The organism is Enterobacter sp. D2, from assembly GCF_034427575.1.
Taxonomy (GTDB): domain Bacteria; phylum Pseudomonadota; class Gammaproteobacteria; order Enterobacterales; family Enterobacteriaceae; genus Enterobacter; species Enterobacter cloacae_M.
Genome location: NZ_JAXQPP010000003.1, coordinates 169,651 through 187,414, shown reverse-complemented (window position 1 = coordinate 187,414; position 17,764 = coordinate 169,651). Strand labels below are relative to the sequence as shown.

Genomic DNA, 17,764 nt, shown 5'->3' with positions numbered 1-17,764 from the left:
ACCACATGTTGACTGAATTTTTAGTGGAGACGTTTAGATGGGTAAAATTATTGGTATCGACCTGGGTACTACCAACTCTTGTGTAGCGATTATGGATGGCACTACTGCACGCGTGCTGGAGAACGCCGAGGGCGATCGCACCACGCCTTCTATCATTGCTTATACCCAGGATGGTGAAACTCTGGTTGGTCAGCCGGCTAAACGTCAGGCAGTGACAAACCCGCAAAACACCCTGTTTGCGATTAAACGCCTGATCGGCCGCCGCTTCCAGGACGAAGAAGTTCAGCGTGACGTTTCCATCATGCCTTACAAAATCATCGCGGCAGATAACGGCGATGCATGGCTTGATGTGAAAGGCACCAAAACTGCACCACCGCAGATTTCTGCTGAAGTGCTGAAAAAAATGAAGAAAACCGCTGAAGATTACCTGGGTGAGCCGGTAACTGAAGCTGTTATCACCGTTCCTGCGTACTTCAACGATGCTCAGCGTCAGGCAACCAAAGATGCTGGCCGTATCGCAGGTCTGGAAGTAAAACGTATCATCAACGAACCAACCGCTGCTGCACTGGCTTACGGTCTGGATAAAGAAGTTGGCAACCGCACTATCGCGGTTTACGACCTGGGTGGTGGTACCTTCGATATCTCTATTATCGAAATCGACGAAGTTGACGGCGAAAAAACCTTCGAAGTTCTGGCAACCAACGGTGATACCCACCTGGGTGGTGAAGACTTCGATACCCGTCTGATCAACTACCTCGTTGACGAGTTCAAGAAAGATCAGGGCATTGACCTGCGTAACGATCCGCTGGCCATGCAGCGCCTGAAAGAAGCCGCTGAGAAAGCGAAGATCGAGCTGTCTTCCGCTCAGCAGACCGACGTGAACCTGCCGTACATCACCGCAGACGCGACCGGTCCTAAACACATGAACATCAAAGTGACCCGTGCGAAACTGGAAAGCCTGGTAGAAGACCTGGTGAACCGTTCTATCGAGCCGCTGAAAGTTGCTCTGCAGGACGCTGGCCTGTCTGTATCTGACATCCAGGACGTTATCCTGGTTGGTGGTCAGACCCGTATGCCAATGGTTCAGAAGAAAGTGGCTGAGTTCTTTGGTAAAGAGCCACGTAAAGACGTTAACCCGGACGAAGCGGTCGCAATCGGTGCTGCGGTTCAGGGTGGCGTACTGACCGGTGAAGTTAAAGACGTACTGCTGCTGGACGTTACCCCGCTGTCTCTGGGTATCGAAACCATGGGCGGTGTGATGACTGCGCTCATCAACAAAAACACCACCATCCCAACGAAACACAGCCAGGTGTTCTCTACCGCTGAAGACAACCAGTCTGCGGTAACCATCCATGTGATTCAGGGTGAGCGTAAGCGTGCGGCGGATAACAAATCTCTGGGTCAGTTCAACCTGGACGGTATTAACCCGGCACCGCGCGGCATGCCGCAGATCGAAGTGACCTTCGACATCGATGCTGACGGTATCCTGCACGTGTCTGCGAAAGACAAAAACAGCGGTAAAGAGCAGAAGATCACCATCAAGGCATCTTCTGGCCTGAACGAAGCGGAAATCGAAAAAATGGTTCGCGATGCCGAAGCTAACGCGGAATCCGACCGTAAGTTCGAAGAGCTGGTTCAGACCCGCAACCAGGGTGACCATCTGCTGCACAGCACCCGTAAGCAGGTTGAAGAAGCAGGCGATAAGCTGCCAGCGGAAGACAAGACTGCTATCGAAGCTGCACTGAGTGCGCTGGAATCCTCACTGAAAGGTGAAGACAAAGCGGACATCGAAGCGAAGATGCAGGAACTGGCGCAGGCTTCTCAGAAGCTGATGGAAATCGCTCAGCAGCAGCACGCTCAACAGCAGGCGGGCGCTGACGCTTCGGCGAACAACGCGAAAGACGACGACGTTGTCGACGCTGAGTTCGAAGAAGTTAAAGATAAAAAATAATCGCCCTGATGCAGGGTAATTAATCGGCACGGGCGTAGGAGAACTCTCCACGCCCGTGCTCGCATGTTAAGGGGCTTAAAAAAACCAATGGCAAAGCAAGACTATTACGAGATTTTAGGCGTTCCGAAAACTGCGGAAGAGCGTGAAATCAAAAAGGCGTACAAGCGCCTGGCCATGAAATTCCACCCGGACCGTAATCAGGGTGACAAAGAGGCTGAAGCCAAATTTAAAGAGATCAAAGAAGCCTACGAAGTCCTGACCGATGCACAGAAACGTGCGGCCTATGACCAATACGGTCACGCAGCCTTTGAACAGGGCGGCATGGGCGGCGGTGGATTCGGCGGCGGCGGCTTTGGCGGCGGCGCTGACTTCAGCGATATCTTTGGCGATGTATTTGGCGATATCTTCGGCGGCGGGCGTGGTCGTCAGCGCGCGGCGCGCGGCGCGGACCTGCGCTACAACATGGAGCTGACGCTGGAAGAGGCCGTTCGCGGTGTCACCAAAGAGATCCGTATCCCGACGCTGGAAGAGTGTGACGTTTGCCACGGCAGCGGCGCGAAAGCGGGTACGCAGCCTCAGACCTGTCCAACCTGTCACGGCTCTGGCCAGGTACAGATGCGTCAGGGCTTCTTCGCGGTACAGCAGGCCTGTCCTCACTGTCACGGTCGCGGCACGCTGATTAAAGATCCATGCACCAAATGCCACGGGCACGGTCGCGTTGAGAAAACGAAAACCCTGTCCGTTAAAATCCCGGCTGGCGTTGATACGGGCGACCGCATCCGTCTGGCAGGTGAGGGCGAAGCAGGGGAGCACGGCGCACCGGCGGGCGATCTGTACGTTCAGGTTCAGGTCAAGCAGCACGCCATCTTTGAGCGTGAAGGTAATAACCTGTACTGCGAAGTGCCGATCAACTTCGCGATGGCGGCACTGGGCGGTGAAATCGAAGTGCCTACGCTGGACGGTCGCGTGAACCTGAAAGTACCTGGGGAAACCCAGACCGGCAAGCTGTTCCGCATGCGCGGAAAAGGCGTTAAATCCGTTCGCGGTGGCGCCCAGGGCGACCTGCTGTGCCGCGTCGTCGTCGAAACGCCGGTTGGCCTGAACGACAAGCAGAAACAGCTGCTGAAAGAACTGCAGGAGAGCTTTGGCGGCCCAACGGGTGAGAAAAACAGCCCGCGTTCCAAAAGCTTCTTCGATGGCGTCAAAAAATTCTTCGATGATTTGACCCGCTAATTCGTTAGCTGATTTTCATCTTCGAAAGCCCGGAAGCGATTCCGGGCTTTTTTATTTGCGCGTATAGCTCGGTTAAACTGAGTCTATACTCAACATTAATCTGTTTTTGCCGAGCTATTTGGCTTGGTATTATGGTTTTATCGAGGTATTGTTGTAAAAGAGAGAACTTAAATGAAATTACTACACCGTTTCTTTAGCAGTGAGGCGTCCGGTGGGGTGATCCTGATTATTGCCGCAGCGGCCGCGATGGTGCTGGCTAACCTTGGCATCACGCAGGATCTCTACCATGCATTTCTGGAAACGCCCGTTGAGCTGAAGGTCGGGGCGCTGGAAATTAACAAGAACATGCTGCTGTGGATCAACGATGCGCTAATGGCGGTATTCTTCCTGCTGGTAGGTCTTGAGGTTAAGCGTGAGCTGGTTCTGGGCTCGCTTGCCAGCCGCCAGCGCGCGGCGTTTCCTGTGATCGCAGCCATCGGCGGAATGGTCGTTCCGGCGTTGCTCTTCCTGGCGTTCGCCTGGCAGGATCCTGTTGCGCGTGACGGCTGGGCGATCCCGGCCGCGACGGATATCGCCTTTGCGCTCGGTGTCTTAGCCTTGCTCGGTAGCCGCGTGCCGGTGGCCCTGAAAATCTTCCTGATGGCGCTGGCGATCATCGATGACCTGGGCGCCATTGTGATTATCGCGCTGTTCTATACCAGCGATCTGTCGATCCTGTCCCTGAGCGTCGCCGCCGGGGCGATTGCGGTGCTGGCGCTGCTGAACATCTTCAATGTTCGCCGCATCGGTATCTATATCCTGGTGGGGATGGTGCTGTGGACGGCGGTGCTGAAATCCGGCGTGCACGCCACGCTGGCAGGCGTGATTGTGGGCTTCTTCGTGCCGCTTAAACCGCAGGACGGCAAGTCGCCTGCCAAACAGCTGGAGCATGTGCTGCACCCGTGGGTTGCCTTTATGATCCTGCCGCTGTTTGCGTTTGCCAACGCGGGCGTTTCCCTCGGCGGCGTGACACTGGACGGGCTGACGTCCGTGCTGCCGCTGGGCATCATTGCCGGGCTGTTTATTGGTAAGCCGTTGGGCATTAGCCTCTTCTGCTGGCTGGCGACGAAGCTGAAGCTGGCGTCATTGCCGCACGGCACAACGTTTGGTCAAATTATGGCTGTCGGCGTGCTGTGTGGAATCGGGTTTACGATGTCGATCTTTATCTCGACGCTGGCGTTTGGTGCGCATGCGCCTGAGCTTATCGTCTGGGCTAAACTCGGCATTCTCATCGGATCATTACTGGCCGCGGTAATCGGTTATACCTTGTTGATGGTGAAGTTGTCCGGCCAGGCCGTACAGGCATAACGGAACACCGGGAGGAGGCGATCCTCCTTCCGATATAAACTCAGGGAGAGAAGACGCGATGTCTCATTTAAATTACAACCATCTGTACTACTTCTGGCACGTTTACAAACAGGGCTCGGTGGTGGGGGCGGCAGAGGCGCTCTACCTGACTCCGCAAACCATCACCGGGCAAATCAAGGCCCTGGAAGAGCGCCTTCAGGGCAAGCTGTTCAAGCGTAAAGGGCGTGGGATTGAACCCAGCGAACTGGGTGAACTGGTGTTCCGCTATGCGGACAAAATGTTCACCCTGAGCCAGGAGATGCTGGATATCGTCAACTATCGCAAAGAGTCGAACCTGCTCTTTGACGTGGGCGTGGCGGATGCGCTGTCCAAACGGCTGGTGAGCGGCGTGCTGGATGCGGCGGTAGTCGAAGACGAGCAAATCCACCTGCGCTGCTTTGAATCCACCCACGAGATGCTGCTGGAACAGCTGAGCCAGCACAAGCTGGACATGATTATCTCGGACTGCCCGATTGACTCCACCCAGCAGGAAGGGCTGTTCTCGGTGAAGATTGGCGAATGCGGCGTGAGCTTCTGGTGCATTAATCCACCGCCGGAGAAACCGTTCCCCGCGTGCCTTGAAGAGCGCCGTCTGCTGGTGCCGGGAAGACGTTCCATGCTCGGACGCAAGCTGCTGAACTGGTTTAATTCGCAGGGGCTGAAGGTAGAAATCCTCGGTGAGTTCGACGATGCGGCGCTGATGAAAGCCTTTGGCGAAGCCCATAATGCGATCTTCGTTGCGCCGACGCTGTACGCGCACGATCTCTATTCAGACGACAAGATTACGGAGATAGGCAGAGTGGATAACGTGCTGGAGGAGTATCACGCCATATTTGCCGAAAGAATGATTCAGCACCCGGCGGTGCAGCGAATCTGCAATCGTGACTACTCGGCGCTGTTTACGCCACCGGCAATCTGAAGGCATAAAAAAACCCGCGTTAAGCGGGTTCTTTAAACAAGCAACAACAAGTAGCGATTAAGCCAGTTTGTTGATCTGCGCGGTCAGGTTTGCTTTATGACGCGCTGCTTTGTTTTTGTGGATCAGACCTTTAGCAGCCTGACGATCCACGATTGGTTGCATTTCGTTAAATGCGTTCTGCGCTGCAGCTTTGTCGCCTGCTTCGATTGCTGCGTACACTTTCTTGATGAAAGTACGCATCATAGAGCGACGGCTTGCGTTGTGCTTACGAGCCTTTTCAGACTGAACGGCACGTTTCTTAGCTGATTTGATATTAGCCAAGTCCAACTCCCAAATATGTTCTATGTGGACAATTCAAAGGCCGAGGAATATGCCCTCTTTGCCTTCTTTTGTCAATGGATTTGTGCAAATAAGCGCCGTTAATTAGCGACGCTACGTTACGTAGTGATGGCGCAGGATTCTACCAGCTTGTCTTCCCTGAATACAGCCTTTCGGCATAAAAATCGCAGTTCAGGAGCAGATTTTTTCGCTGCGAAAGGTCAGCCTGATGAAATCATTACGGCTTTCTGTTTTGCGCGAACAATCGCCGGTTAACCTTAACCGCTGTACAAGGTATACTTTGGCGATTTTCACTGTTTTGAGCCAGACATGAAGCTGATACGCGGCATACATAATCTCAGCAGCGCGCCACACGGGTGCGTGCTGACTATTGGTAATTTCGACGGCGTGCATCGTGGTCATCAGGCGCTGTTGCAGGGATTGCGTAAAGAAGGGGAGGCCCGCGGCCTGCCCGTTGTAGTGATGATTTTCGAGCCGCAGCCGCTGGAGCTGTTCGCGGGCGATAAATCTCCCGCCCGACTCACTCGCCTGCGCGAGAAATTGCGCTATCTGGCGGAGTCCGGCGTGGACTATGTATTGTGTTTACGTTTCGATCGTCGCTTTGCCGCGCTGACAGCACAAAATTTCGTCAGCGACCTGCTGGTTAAGCGTCTTGGCGTACAGTTTCTCGCCGTGGGTGATGATTTCCGCTTTGGCGCTGGTCGTCAGGGCGATTTCTTGCTATTACAGAAGGCTGGTCTGGAGTATGGATTTGACGTCACCAGCGCGATGACCTTCTGCGAAGGCGGCGTACGCGTCAGCAGCACGGCGGTGCGTCAGGCGCTGGCTAATGATGACCTGGACACGGCAGAAACCCTGCTGGGGCATCCGTTCACTATCTCTGGCCGCGTGGTCCATGGCGATGCGCTGGGCCGCACGATAGGCTTCCCGACGGCGAATATACCGCTGCGTCGTCAGGTTTCCCCGGTTAAAGGGGTGTATGCGGTGGAAGTAGCAGGACTGGGCGATAAGCCGTTCTACGGCGTCGCCAATATTGGCACGCGTCCGACCGTCGCCGGTGTGCGTCAACAGTTAGAAGTGCACCTGCTGGACGTTGTAATGGACCTCTATGGTCGCCATATAGATGTGATACTGCGTAAAAAAATACGCAACGAGCAGCGATTTGGTTCGCTGGATGAACTAAAAGCGCAAATTGCGCGAGATGAATTGACGGCCCGCGAGTTTTTTGGGCTTTGAACCCGGCTTAACTGCCTACGTGATAAATACGGAACCGAGAATCTGATGAGTGACTATAAATCAACCCTGAATTTGCCGGAAACAGGGTTCCCGATGCGCGGCGATCTCGCCAAGCGCGAACCGGGAATGCTGGCGCGTTGGACCGATGATGACCTGTACGGCATCATTCGTGCAGCCAAAAAAGGCAAAAAAACCTTCATTCTGCATGATGGCCCTCCATATGCGAATGGCAGCATTCATATTGGTCACTCGGTTAACAAGATTCTGAAAGACATTATCGTGAAGTCCAAAGGCCTCACGGGATATGACTCGCCTTACGTTCCAGGCTGGGACTGCCACGGTCTGCCAATCGAGTTGAAAGTGGAGCAAGAGTTTGGCAAGCCTGGTGAGAAGTTCACCGCCGCCGAGTTCCGTGCGAAGTGCCGCGAATACGCAGCCACGCAGGTTGACGGTCAGCGCGCTGACTTCATCCGTCTGGGCGTGCTGGGCGACTGGTCGCATCCGTACCTGACCATGGACTTCAAAACGGAAGCCAACATCATCCGTGCGCTGGGTAAAATCATCGGTAATGGCCACCTGCACAAAGGCGCTAAGCCGGTGCACTGGTGCGTGGACTGCCGTTCTGCGCTGGCAGAAGCGGAAGTTGAATATTACGACAAAACCTCTCCATCTATCGACGTGGCGTTCCAGGCCGTCGATCAGGATGCGGTGAAAGCTAAATTTGGCGTCTCCTCGGTAAACGGCCCGATCTCTCTGGTGATCTGGACCACCACCCCGTGGACCCTGCCAGCCAACCGCGCGATCTCCCTGTCCGGTGAGTTCGAATACGCGCTGGTTCAGATTGACGGTCAGGCGGTTATCCTGGCGAAAGATCTGGTTGAGAGCGTGCTGAAGCGCGCGCATATCAGCGACTACACCGTGCTGGGCACCGTGAAAGGCGACGCGCTGGAGCTGATGCGCTTCAAACACCCGTTCCTGGACTTCGACGTTCCGGCGATCCTGGGCGACCACGTGACGCTGGAAGCGGGTACCGGTGCGGTGCATACCGCCGGTGGCCACGGTCCTGACGACTACAACATCAGCCTGAAGTACGGTCTGGAAATCGCTAACCCGGTTGGCCCGGACGGATCTTATCTGCCTGGCACCTACCCGGCGCTGGACGGTATCAACGTCTTCAAAGCGAACGACATCATCGTCGACATGCTGCGCACCAGCGGCGCGCTGCTGCACGTTGAAAAAATGCAGCACAGCTATCCGTGCTGCTGGCGTCACAAGACCCCGATCATCTTCCGTGCGACCCCGCAGTGGTTCGTCAGCATGGATCAGAAAGGCCTGCGCGAGCAGTCTCTGAAAGAGATCAAAGGCGTGCAGTGGATCCCTGACTGGGGCCAGGCGCGTATCGAATCCATGGTGGCTAACCGTCCTGACTGGTGTATCTCCCGTCAGCGTACCTGGGGCGTGCCGATGTCTCTGTTCGTACATAAAGAGACGCAGGAGCTGCACCCGAACACTCTGGAACTGATGGAAGAAGTGGCGAAGCGCGTCGAAGTTGACGGCATTCAGGCGTGGTGGGATCTCGACGCCCGCGACATCCTGGGCGCTGACGCAGACAACTACGAGAAAGTGCCGGATACCCTGGACGTGTGGTTCGACTCCGGGTCTACTCACTCCTCCGTGGTTGACGTGCGTCCGGAATTTGCCGGTCACGCTGCCGATATGTATCTGGAAGGATCTGACCAACACCGCGGCTGGTTCATGTCATCTCTGATGATCTCCACCGCCATGAAGGGTAAAGCGCCTTACCGTCAGGTACTGACTCACGGCTTCACCGTGGATGGTCAGGGCCGCAAGATGTCCAAATCTATCGGTAACACCGTTTCTCCGCAGGATGTGATGAACAAGCTGGGCGCAGACATTCTGCGTCTGTGGGTGGCCTCTACCGATTACACCGGCGAAATGGCGGTGTCTGACGAGATCCTGAAGCGTGCTGCCGACAGCTATCGTCGTATCCGTAACACCGCGCGCTTCCTGCTGGCGAACCTGAACGGGTTCGATCCGGCAAAAGACATGGTGAAACCGGAAGAGATGGTGGTGCTGGACCGCTGGGCAGTAGGCTGCGCGAAAGCGGCGCAGGAAGATATCCTGAAAGCCTATGAGTCTTACGACTTCCACGAAGTGGTGCAGCGCCTGATGCGCTTCTGCTCCATCGAGATGGGCTCGTTCTACCTCGACATCATCAAAGACCGCCAGTACACCGCGAAGGCGGACAGCGTGGCGCGTCGTAGCTGCCAGACCGCGCTGTTCCACATTGCAGAAGCGCTGGTGCGCTGGATGGCGCCGATCATGTCCTTCACCGCGGACGAAATCTGGGGCTACCTGCCGGGCGATCGTGAGAAGTATGTGTTCACGGGCGAGTGGTACGAAGGTCTGTTCGATCTCTCCAGCACCGAAGCAATGAACGATGCCTTCTGGGACGAGCTGCTGAAAGTGCGTGGCGAAGTGAACAAGGTTATCGAGCAGGCGCGCGCAGACAAAAAAGTCGGCGGCTCTCTGGAAGCGGCAGTTACGCTGTACGCCGAACCGGAGCTGGCGGCGAAGCTGACGGCGCTGGGCGATGAATTACGATTTGTCCTGTTGACCTCCGGTGCGAAAGTTGCGGATTATGCCGATGCTTCTGCTGATGCTCAGCAGAGCGAACTGCTCAAAGGACTGAAAGTCGCGCTGAGCAAAGCCGACGGTGAGAAATGCCCGCGTTGCTGGCATTACACCACCGATGTTGGCCTGGTGGCGGAACACGCAGACATCTGCGGACGCTGTGTAAGCAACGTCGCCGGTGACGGCGAAAAACGTAAGTTTGCCTGATGAGTAAAACTCTCTGTTCAACAGGACTGCGCTGGCTGTGGCTGGTTGTGGTGGTGCTGATTATCGATCTGGGCAGCAAGTTCCTGATCCTCCAGAATTTTGCTCTGGGGGAGACGGTTCCGCTGTTCCCGTCGCTTAACCTGCACTACGCGCGTAACTACGGCGCAGCGTTTAGTTTCCTTGCCGACAGCGGTGGCTGGCAGCGCTGGTTCTTTGCGGGTATCGCTCTCGGTATCTGCGTGATCCTCGCGGTGCTGATGTACCGCTCGAAGGCGACGCAAAAGCTGAATAACATCGCCTACGCGCTGATCATTGGCGGCGCGCTGGGCAACCTGTTTGACCGCCTGTGGCACGGCTTTGTGGTCGATATGATCGACTTCTACGTCGGCGACTGGCACTTCGCGACCTTTAACCTGGCCGACACCGCAATTTGCGTTGGCGCCGCGTTAATCGTGCTGGAAGGCTTCCTGCCTAAACCCGCCGCGAAAGAGCAGGCGTAACACACTCGCCCGGCGGCGTAACGCCACCGGGCAAAACAAGTGAGCAATTTGCATGTCTAAATCCGTACAGAGCAACAGCGCGGTTCTCGTTCACTTCACGCTGAAGCTGGATGACGGCTCCACGGCCGAATCCACCCGCAATAACGGCAAACCAGCCCTGTTTCGCCTGGGCGATACCTCCCTGTCTGAAGGTCTTGAGCAGCAGCTTCTGGGCCTGAAAGAGGGTGAGAAAAAAGCCTTTTCGCTGGAGCCGGATGCCGCGTTTGGCGTGCCGAGTCCGGACCTGATCCAGTATTTCTCGCGCCGCGAGTTTATGGACGCGGGTGAACCGGAGATCGGAGCGATTATGCTCTTTACCGCTATGGACGGCAGCGAAATGCCTGGTGTGATCCGCGAAATCAACGGCGACTCCATTACCGTTGACTTCAACCATCCGCTTGCCGGGCGTACCGTTCATTTTGATGTTGAAGTGCTGGAAATCGATCCTGCACTGGAGGCCTGAAATGCAGATCCTGTTGGCTAACCCGCGCGGCTTCTGCGCCGGTGTAGACCGCGCTATCAGCATTGTTGAAAACGCGCTGGAGATTTACGGCGCGCCGATTTATGTGCGTCACGAAGTGGTGCACAACCGCTACGTGGTCGACAGCCTGCGCGAGCGCGGCGCCATCTTTATCGAGCAGATCAGCGAAGTGCCGGACGGTGCGATCCTGATCTTCTCCGCGCACGGCGTCTCGCAGGCGGTACGTAACGAAGCGAAAAGCCGCGACCTGACCGTCTTCGATGCCACCTGTCCGCTGGTGACAAAAGTGCATATGGAAGTGGCGCGCGCCAGCCGTCGTGGTGAAGAGTCGATTCTGATTGGCCATGCCGGCCATCCGGAAGTCGAAGGCACCATGGGGCAGTACAGCAACCCGGAAGGGGGGATGTATCTGGTTGAGTCGCCTGAAGATGTCTTTACGCTGAACGTTAAAAATGAGGCCCGTCTGTCGTTTATGACTCAGACGACGCTCTCCGTAGACGATACCTCAGACGTGATTGACGCGCTGCGTCAGCGCTTCCCGAAAATCGTCGGTCCGCGTAAGGATGATATCTGCTACGCGACCACTAACCGTCAGGAAGCGGTGCGCGCGCTGGCTGAACAGGCGGATGTGGTGCTGGTGGTCGGCTCCAAAAACTCGTCTAACTCCAACCGTCTGGCCGAACTGGCGCAGCGTATGGGGAAAGCGGCGTTTCTGATCGACGATGCTACGGACATTCAGGAAGCGTGGGTGAAAGAGGCGAAATGTGTAGGCGTCACCGCAGGCGCTTCCGCGCCGGATATTCTGGTGCAAAACGTGATTACCCGTCTGCAGGAGCTGGGCGGTGGCGAGGCTATTCCGCTGGAAGGGCGTGAAGAGAACATCGTTTTCGAAGTCCCGAAAGAACTGCGCATCGACGCCCGCGAAGTCGAATAGTCCTTTTTCTGATGAAAGGCCAGCACCTCCTGTGCTGGCCTTTTTTTTACCCGTTACTTTATCGTGACGACAAAATCATGTCTTTTACTGATATTTAAGTCGGTTTCACGTTAAATTCTAATTATCGGTGTTTTCAGTTGGCAGTGCTTCTCAAGGCTGGTTAATCTGAAAACGGTTTACATCATTTTAACGTAAGAGAATAACTATGCATGATGCACAGATCCGTGTCGCCATTGCGGGCGCGGGTGGACGTATGGGCCGTCAGCTGATTCAGGCGGCACTTCAGATGGATGGCGTCGCGCTTGGCGCGGCACTGGAGCGTGAAGGTTCGTCGCTTCTGGGGGCCGATGCAGGTGAGCTGGCGGGCGCAGGCCACACGGGCGTTACCGTGCAAAGCAGCCTGGAGGCGGTTAAAGAGGATTTCGATGTCTTCATCGATTTTACCCGCCCGGAAGGGACGCTCGCGCATCTGGCATTTTGCCGTCAGCACGGCAAAGGGATGGTGATCGGCACCACCGGTTTTGACGATGCGGGCAAGCAGGCTATCCAGGATGCATCCAAAGAAATTGCGATTGTCTTCGCCGCAAACTTCAGCGTCGGCGTTAACGTCATGCTGAAGCTGCTGGAGAAGGCCGCGAAGGTAATGGGCAACTATACCGATATCGAGATCGTAGAAGCTCACCACCGTTACAAAGTTGATGCGCCATCGGGTACGGCGCTGGCGATGGGCGAAGCGATTGCTCATGCACTCGATAAAGATTTAAAAGACTGCGCGGTCTATACCCGTGAAGGTTACACCGGCGAACGCGTGCCTGGCACCATTGGCTTCGCAACCGTGCGCGCGGGCGACATCGTCGGCGAACACACGGCGATGTTCGCCGATATTGGCGAACGTGTCGAAATTACGCATAAAGCCTCCAGCCGTATGACGTTCGCCAACGGCGCCGTACGTTCCGCTTTGTGGCTTAAAAGTAAGAAAGATGGCCTTTTTGATATGCGAGACGTGCTCGATCTCAACAATTTGTAAGCATTATTACCCATCGTGATGTGGTTATTGCAGTCGTAATTTTTTGATTGCATAGGGCAATATTTTATTGCCCTTTTATTTTATCTGTTTCATCGCGTGCTTTTGCTTAATGCTCTAAAAATATATCTCTTATAGCGTTTTAACGTTACTGAAATGTAAATTTTGACCATCCGGTCTACTTTTTCATGCTCCAACACGACATTTTTTATTAAACCCGGCACGCAAGCGTTTTCTGCGGTGATTTACCTGATCTTTTTGTCGCTTAAGCTATGTTCCGCTCGCCAGGCTTGCAAAAGGCTAAGCAAAATATCCGTTTTAAGTTGACTTTTACCCACCAAATCTCCAGAATGCCGCCGTTTGCCAAAAATCCGCTGGCAACACATTTGCATTGATCCATGACATGCTATGAATTAATATGCAAATAAAGTGAGTGAATATTCTCTGGAGGGTGTTTTGATTAAGTCAGCGCTATTGGTTCTGGAAGACGGAACCCAGTTTATCGGTCGGGCCATAGGGGCAACGGGTTCGGCGGTTGGGGAAGTCGTTTTCAATACTTCAATGACCGGTTATCAAGAAATCCTCACTGATCCTTCCTATTCTCGCCAAATCGTTACTCTTACTTATCCTCATATCGGCAATGTCGGCACCAATGCGGCTGACGAAGAATCCTCTCAGGTACATGCGCAAGGCCTGGTCATCCGCGACCTGCCGCTGATTGCCAGCAACTTCCGCAATACCGAAGACCTCTCTTCTTACCTGAAGCGCCATAACATCGTGGCGATTGCCGATATCGATACCCGTAAATTAACGCGTCTGCTGCGCGAGAAGGGTGCACAGAACGGCTGCATCATCGCGGGTGATAACCTCGATGCGACGCTGGCGCTGGAAAAAGCGAAAGCCTTCCCGGGCCTGAACGGCATGGACCTGGCGAAAGAAGTGACTACTGCTGAAGCCTACAGCTGGACTCAGGGTAGCTGGACGCTGGAAGGCGACCTGCCGGAAGCGAAAAAAGAGAGCGAGCTGCCGTTCCACGTGGTGGCCTACGATTTCGGCGCCAAGCGCAACATCCTGCGCATGCTGGTTGACCGCGGCTGCCGCCTGACGGTGGTGCCGGCACAAACGTCCGCCGAAGACGTGCTGAAGATGAATCCGGACGGTATTTTCCTGTCCAACGGCCCTGGTGACCCGGCGCCGTGCGATTACGCCATCGCCGCCATCAAGTCCTTCCTGGAAACCGACATCCCGGTATTCGGCATCTGCCTCGGCCATCAGCTGCTGGCGCTGGCGAGCGGTGCAAACACCGTTAAGATGAAGTTCGGCCACCACGGCGGTAACCACCCGGTAAAAGATATCGATAACAACACGGTGATGATCACCGCGCAGAACCACGGCTTCGCCGTCGATGAAGCCTCAATGCCGGCTAACCTGCGCGTGACCCATAAGTCGCTGTTCGATGGCACCCTGCAGGGGATTCATCGCACCGATAAGCCTGCGTTCAGCTTCCAGGGCCACCCGGAAGCGAGCCCGGGCCCGCACGACGCCGCGCCGCTGTTCGATCACTTCATCGAACTTATCGAGCAATACCGTAAGACCGCTAAATAATCAGGAGCCGAGAAGACAATGCCAAAACGCACAGACATAAAAAGCATCCTGATCCTTGGCGCTGGCCCGATCGTCATCGGCCAGGCCTGCGAATTCGACTACTCCGGCGCGCAGGCGTGTAAAGCCCTGCGCGAAGAGGGTTACCGCGTTATCCTGGTGAACTCTAACCCGGCCACCATTATGACCGACCCGGAAATGGCCGATGCTACCTACATTGAGCCGATTCACTGGGAAGTGGTGCGTAAAATCATCGAGAAAGAGCGTCCGGACGCGGTGCTGCCAACCATGGGCGGCCAGACGGCGCTGAACTGTGCGCTGGAGCTGGAGCGTCAGGGCGTGCTGGAAGAGTTCGGCGTGACCATGATTGGTGCGACCGCCGACGCGATTGATAAAGCAGAAGACCGTCGCCGCTTCGACGTGGCAATGAAGAAAATCGGCCTCGACACCGCGCGTTCCGGTATCGCACATAACATGGAAGAAGCGCTGGCCGTCGCGGCTGACGTGGGCTATCCGTGCATCATCCGTCCATCGTTCACCATGGGCGGCACCGGCGGCGGTATCGCCTACAACCGCGAAGAGTTCGAAGAGATTTGCGAGCGCGGTCTGGATCTCTCCCCAACCAAAGAGCTGCTGATTGATGAATCGCTGATTGGCTGGAAAGAGTACGAGATGGAAGTGGTGCGTGATAAAAACGACAACTGCATCATCGTCTGCTCCATCGAAAACTTCGATGCGATGGGTATCCACACCGGCGACTCCATCACCGTTGCGCCAGCCCAGACCCTGACCGACAAAGAGTATCAAATCATGCGTAACGCCTCGATGGCGGTACTGCGTGAAATCGGCGTGGAAACCGGCGGTTCTAACGTGCAGTTCTCGGTGAACCCGAAAACCGGCCGTCTGATTGTTATCGAAATGAACCCGCGCGTGTCCCGTTCCTCCGCGCTGGCCTCTAAAGCGACCGGCTTCCCGATTGCGAAAGTGGCGGCGAAGCTGGCGGTGGGTTACACCCTCGACGAGCTGATGAACGACATCACCGGTGGCCGCACGCCTGCGTCCTTCGAGCCGTCCATCGACTACGTTGTCACCAAAATTCCACGCTTCAACTTCGAGAAGTTCGCAGGCGCGAACGACCGTCTGACCACCCAGATGAAATCTGTCGGTGAAGTGATGGCGATTGGCCGCACGCAGCAGGAATCCCTGCAGAAAGCGCTGCGCGGCCTCGAAGTGGGCGCGACCGGCTTCGACCCGAAAGTGAGCCTGGACGACCCGGAAGCGCTGACCAAAATTCGCCGCGAGCTGAAAGACGCGGGCGCTGAGCGTATCTGGTATATCGCCGATGCCTTCCGTGCGGGCCTGTCCGTCGACGGCGTGTTCAACCTGACCAACATCGACCGCTGGTTCCTGGTGCAGATTGAAGAGCTGGTGCGTCTGGAAGAGCAGGTCGCGGAGCTGGGCATCAATGGCCTGGACGCTGATTTCCTCCGCGTGCTGAAGCGTAAAGGCTTCGCCGATGCGCGTCTGGCTAAGCTGGCGGGCGTGCGTGAAGCGGAAATCCGCAAGCTGCGCGACCAGTATGACCTGCACCCGGTCTACAAGCGCGTAGACACCTGTGCGGCTGAATTCTCGACCGACACCGCCTACATGTACTCCACCTATGAAGACGAGTGCGAAGCGAACCCGTCCGTCGACCGCGACAAGATTATGGTGCTGGGCGGCGGTCCAAACCGTATCGGCCAGGGCATCGAGTTCGACTACTGCTGCGTACACGCCTCCCTGGCGCTGCGCGAAGACGGTTACGAGACCATCATGGTCAACTGTAACCCGGAAACCGTCTCTACCGACTATGACACCTCTGACCGCCTCTACTTCGAGCCGGTTACCCTGGAAGACGTGCTGGAAATCGTGCGCATCGAGAAGCCAAAAGGCGTTATCGTGCAGTACGGCGGCCAGACCCCGCTGAAGCTGGCGCGCGCGCTGGAAGCAGCAGGCGTGCCGGTTATCGGCACCAGCCCGGACGCGATTGACCGTGCTGAAGACCGCGAGCGTTTCCAGCAGGCGGTTGACCGTCTGAAGCTGAAACAGCCGGCGAACGCCACCGTCACCGCCATTGAAATGGCCGTTGAGAAGGCGAAAGAAATTGGCTACCCGCTGGTGGTGCGTCCTTCGTACGTGCTGGGCGGCCGCGCGATGGAAATCGTGTATGACGAAGCCGACCTGCGTCGCTACTTCCAGACCGCTGTGAGCGTGTCGAACGATGCGCCAGTGCTGCTCGACCGCTTCCTCGACGACGCGGTGGAAGTGGATGTGGACGCCATCTGCGACGGCGAAATGGTGCTGATTGGCGGCATCATGGAGCACATCGAGCAGGCTGGCGTGCACTCCGGCGACTCCGCCTGTTCTCTGCCGGCGTACACGCTGAGCCAGGAGATTCAGGACGTGATGCGCCAGCAGGTGCAGAAGCTGGCCTTCGAGCTGCAGGTTCGCGGCCTGATGAACGTCCAGTTCGCGGTGAAAGACAACGAAGTCTACCTGATTGAAGTGAACCCGCGTGCGGCACGTACCGTACCGTTCGTCTCCAAAGCCACCGGCGTACCGCTGGCGAAAGTGGCGGCGCGCGTGATGGCGGGCCAGACGCTGGCGCAGCAGGGCGTGACCAAAGAGATCATTCCACCGTACTACTCGGTGAAAGAAGTGGTGCTGCCGTTCAACAAATTCCCGGGCGTTGACCCGCTGTTAGGGCCAGAAATGCGCTCTACCGGGGAAGTGATGGGCGTGGGCCGCACCTTCGCCGAAGCGTTCGCGAAGGCGCAGCTGGGCAGTAGCTCCACCATGAGAAAATCAGGCCGTGCGCTGCTCTCCGTTCGCGAAGGCGACAAAGAGCGCGTGGTTGACCTGGCCGCCAAGCTGCTGAAACAGGGCTTCGAGCTGGACGCAACCCACGGTACGGCGATTGTGCTGGGCGAAGCCGGCATCAACCCGCGTCTGGTGAACAAGGTGCATGAAGGTCGTCCGCACATTCAGGACCGTATCAAGAATGGCGAGTACACCTACATCATCAATACCACCGCAGGCCGCCAGGCGATTGAAGACTCCAAGCTGATTCGCCGCAGCGCGCTGCAGTACAAAGTGCACTACGACACCACCCTGAACGGCGGTTTCGCGACGGCCATGGCGCTGAACGCGGATGCCACCGAGAAGGTGATTTCGGTTCAGGAAATGCACGCGCAGATTAGCAAGTAAGTAAAAATGCCC

13 protein-coding genes and 1 pseudogene are annotated in these 17,764 nt (G+C 56.2%); 13 read left to right on the top strand and 1 reads right to left on the bottom strand.

Going from position 1 to position 17,764, the window contains the following annotated elements:
• Positions 1 to 37 precede the first annotated feature (37 nt).
• The 4 genes from dnaK (at position 38) to nhaR (ending at position 5,489) form a co-directional block, all read left to right on the top strand.
• On the top strand, positions 38 to 1,951 hold the full coding sequence (gene dnaK / locus SPG90_RS16285; RefSeq protein WP_023310346.1) for a molecular chaperone DnaK: 1,914 nt from the start codon (positions 38 to 40) through the stop codon (positions 1,949 to 1,951).
• 87 nt (positions 1,952 to 2,038) lie between these two features.
• Positions 2,039 to 3,184, top strand: coding sequence for a molecular chaperone DnaJ (gene dnaJ / locus SPG90_RS16280; RefSeq protein WP_023310347.1), 1,146 nt, complete (start codon positions 2,039 to 2,041; stop codon positions 3,182 to 3,184).
• Positions 3,185 to 3,355: 171 nt separating this feature from the next.
• A complete protein-coding gene (gene nhaA / locus SPG90_RS16275; protein ID WP_047173713.1) occupies positions 3,356 to 4,531 on the top strand; it encodes a Na+/H+ antiporter NhaA in 1,176 nt (391 codons plus the stop codon).
• Positions 4,532 to 4,589: 58 nt separating this feature from the next.
• Positions 4,590 to 5,489 carry a transcriptional activator NhaR gene (nhaR, locus tag SPG90_RS16270; protein ID WP_045400961.1) on the top strand — a complete coding sequence of 300 codons (900 nt, stop codon included), beginning with the start codon at positions 4,590 to 4,592 and terminating at the stop codon, positions 5,487 to 5,489.
• A 57-nt stretch (positions 5,490 to 5,546) separates the two neighbouring features.
• Here nhaR and rpsT read toward each other — a convergent pair whose 3' ends face one another.
• Positions 5,547 to 5,810, bottom strand: a complete 264-nt coding sequence (gene rpsT, locus SPG90_RS16265) for a 30S ribosomal protein S20 (protein ID WP_003856458.1) — start codon at positions 5,808 to 5,810, stop codon at positions 5,547 to 5,549.
• Positions 5,811 to 5,911: 101 nt separating this feature from the next.
• Between rpsT and SPG90_RS16260 the strand changes: the two are divergent.
• The 9 genes and pseudogenes from SPG90_RS16260 (at position 5,912) to carB (ending at position 17,752) form a co-directional block, all read left to right on the top strand.
• A pseudogene (locus tag SPG90_RS16260) lies at positions 5,912 to 6,130 on the top strand (DUF2575 domain-containing protein).
• Between the two features lie 7 nt (positions 6,131 to 6,137).
• Positions 6,138 to 7,064: a bifunctional riboflavin kinase/FAD synthetase gene (gene ribF / locus SPG90_RS16255; protein ID WP_023310350.1), complete on the top strand. Its 927-nt coding sequence runs from the start codon at positions 6,138 to 6,140 to the stop codon at positions 7,062 to 7,064.
• A gap of 45 nt (positions 7,065 to 7,109) precedes the next feature.
• On the top strand, positions 7,110 to 9,926 hold the full coding sequence (gene ileS / locus SPG90_RS16250; RefSeq protein ID WP_126303588.1) for an isoleucine--tRNA ligase: 2,817 nt from the start codon (positions 7,110 to 7,112) through the stop codon (positions 9,924 to 9,926).
• A complete protein-coding gene (gene lspA / locus SPG90_RS16245; RefSeq protein WP_023310352.1) occupies positions 9,926 to 10,426 on the top strand; it encodes a signal peptidase II in 501 nt (166 codons plus the stop codon). The genes ileS and lspA overlap by 1 nt, the downstream gene beginning before the upstream one ends.
• A gap of 52 nt (positions 10,427 to 10,478) precedes the next feature.
• Positions 10,479 to 10,928 carry an FKBP-type peptidyl-prolyl cis-trans isomerase gene (fkpB, locus tag SPG90_RS16240; protein WP_003856450.1) on the top strand — a complete coding sequence of 150 codons (450 nt, stop codon included), beginning with the start codon at positions 10,479 to 10,481 and terminating at the stop codon, positions 10,926 to 10,928.
• A 1-nt stretch (position 10,929) separates the two neighbouring features.
• Positions 10,930 to 11,880 (top strand): 4-hydroxy-3-methylbut-2-enyl diphosphate reductase, encoded by a 951-nt coding sequence (ispH, locus tag SPG90_RS16235; RefSeq protein ID WP_045355108.1) that lies wholly within the window; start codon positions 10,930 to 10,932, stop codon positions 11,878 to 11,880.
• 205 nt (positions 11,881 to 12,085) lie between these two features.
• Positions 12,086 to 12,907 (top strand): 4-hydroxy-tetrahydrodipicolinate reductase, encoded by an 822-nt coding sequence (gene dapB, locus SPG90_RS16230; RefSeq protein WP_023310355.1) that lies wholly within the window; start codon positions 12,086 to 12,088, stop codon positions 12,905 to 12,907.
• A 453-nt stretch (positions 12,908 to 13,360) separates the two neighbouring features.
• Complete coding sequence (gene carA, locus SPG90_RS16225; RefSeq protein WP_010427050.1) at positions 13,361 to 14,509, top strand: glutamine-hydrolyzing carbamoyl-phosphate synthase small subunit; 1,149 nt, start codon at positions 13,361 to 13,363, stop codon at positions 14,507 to 14,509.
• An 18-nt stretch (positions 14,510 to 14,527) separates the two neighbouring features.
• Positions 14,528 to 17,752, top strand: a complete 3,225-nt coding sequence (carB, locus tag SPG90_RS16220) for a carbamoyl-phosphate synthase large subunit (protein ID WP_039260850.1) — start codon at positions 14,528 to 14,530, stop codon at positions 17,750 to 17,752.
• Positions 17,753 to 17,764 lie beyond the last annotated feature (12 nt).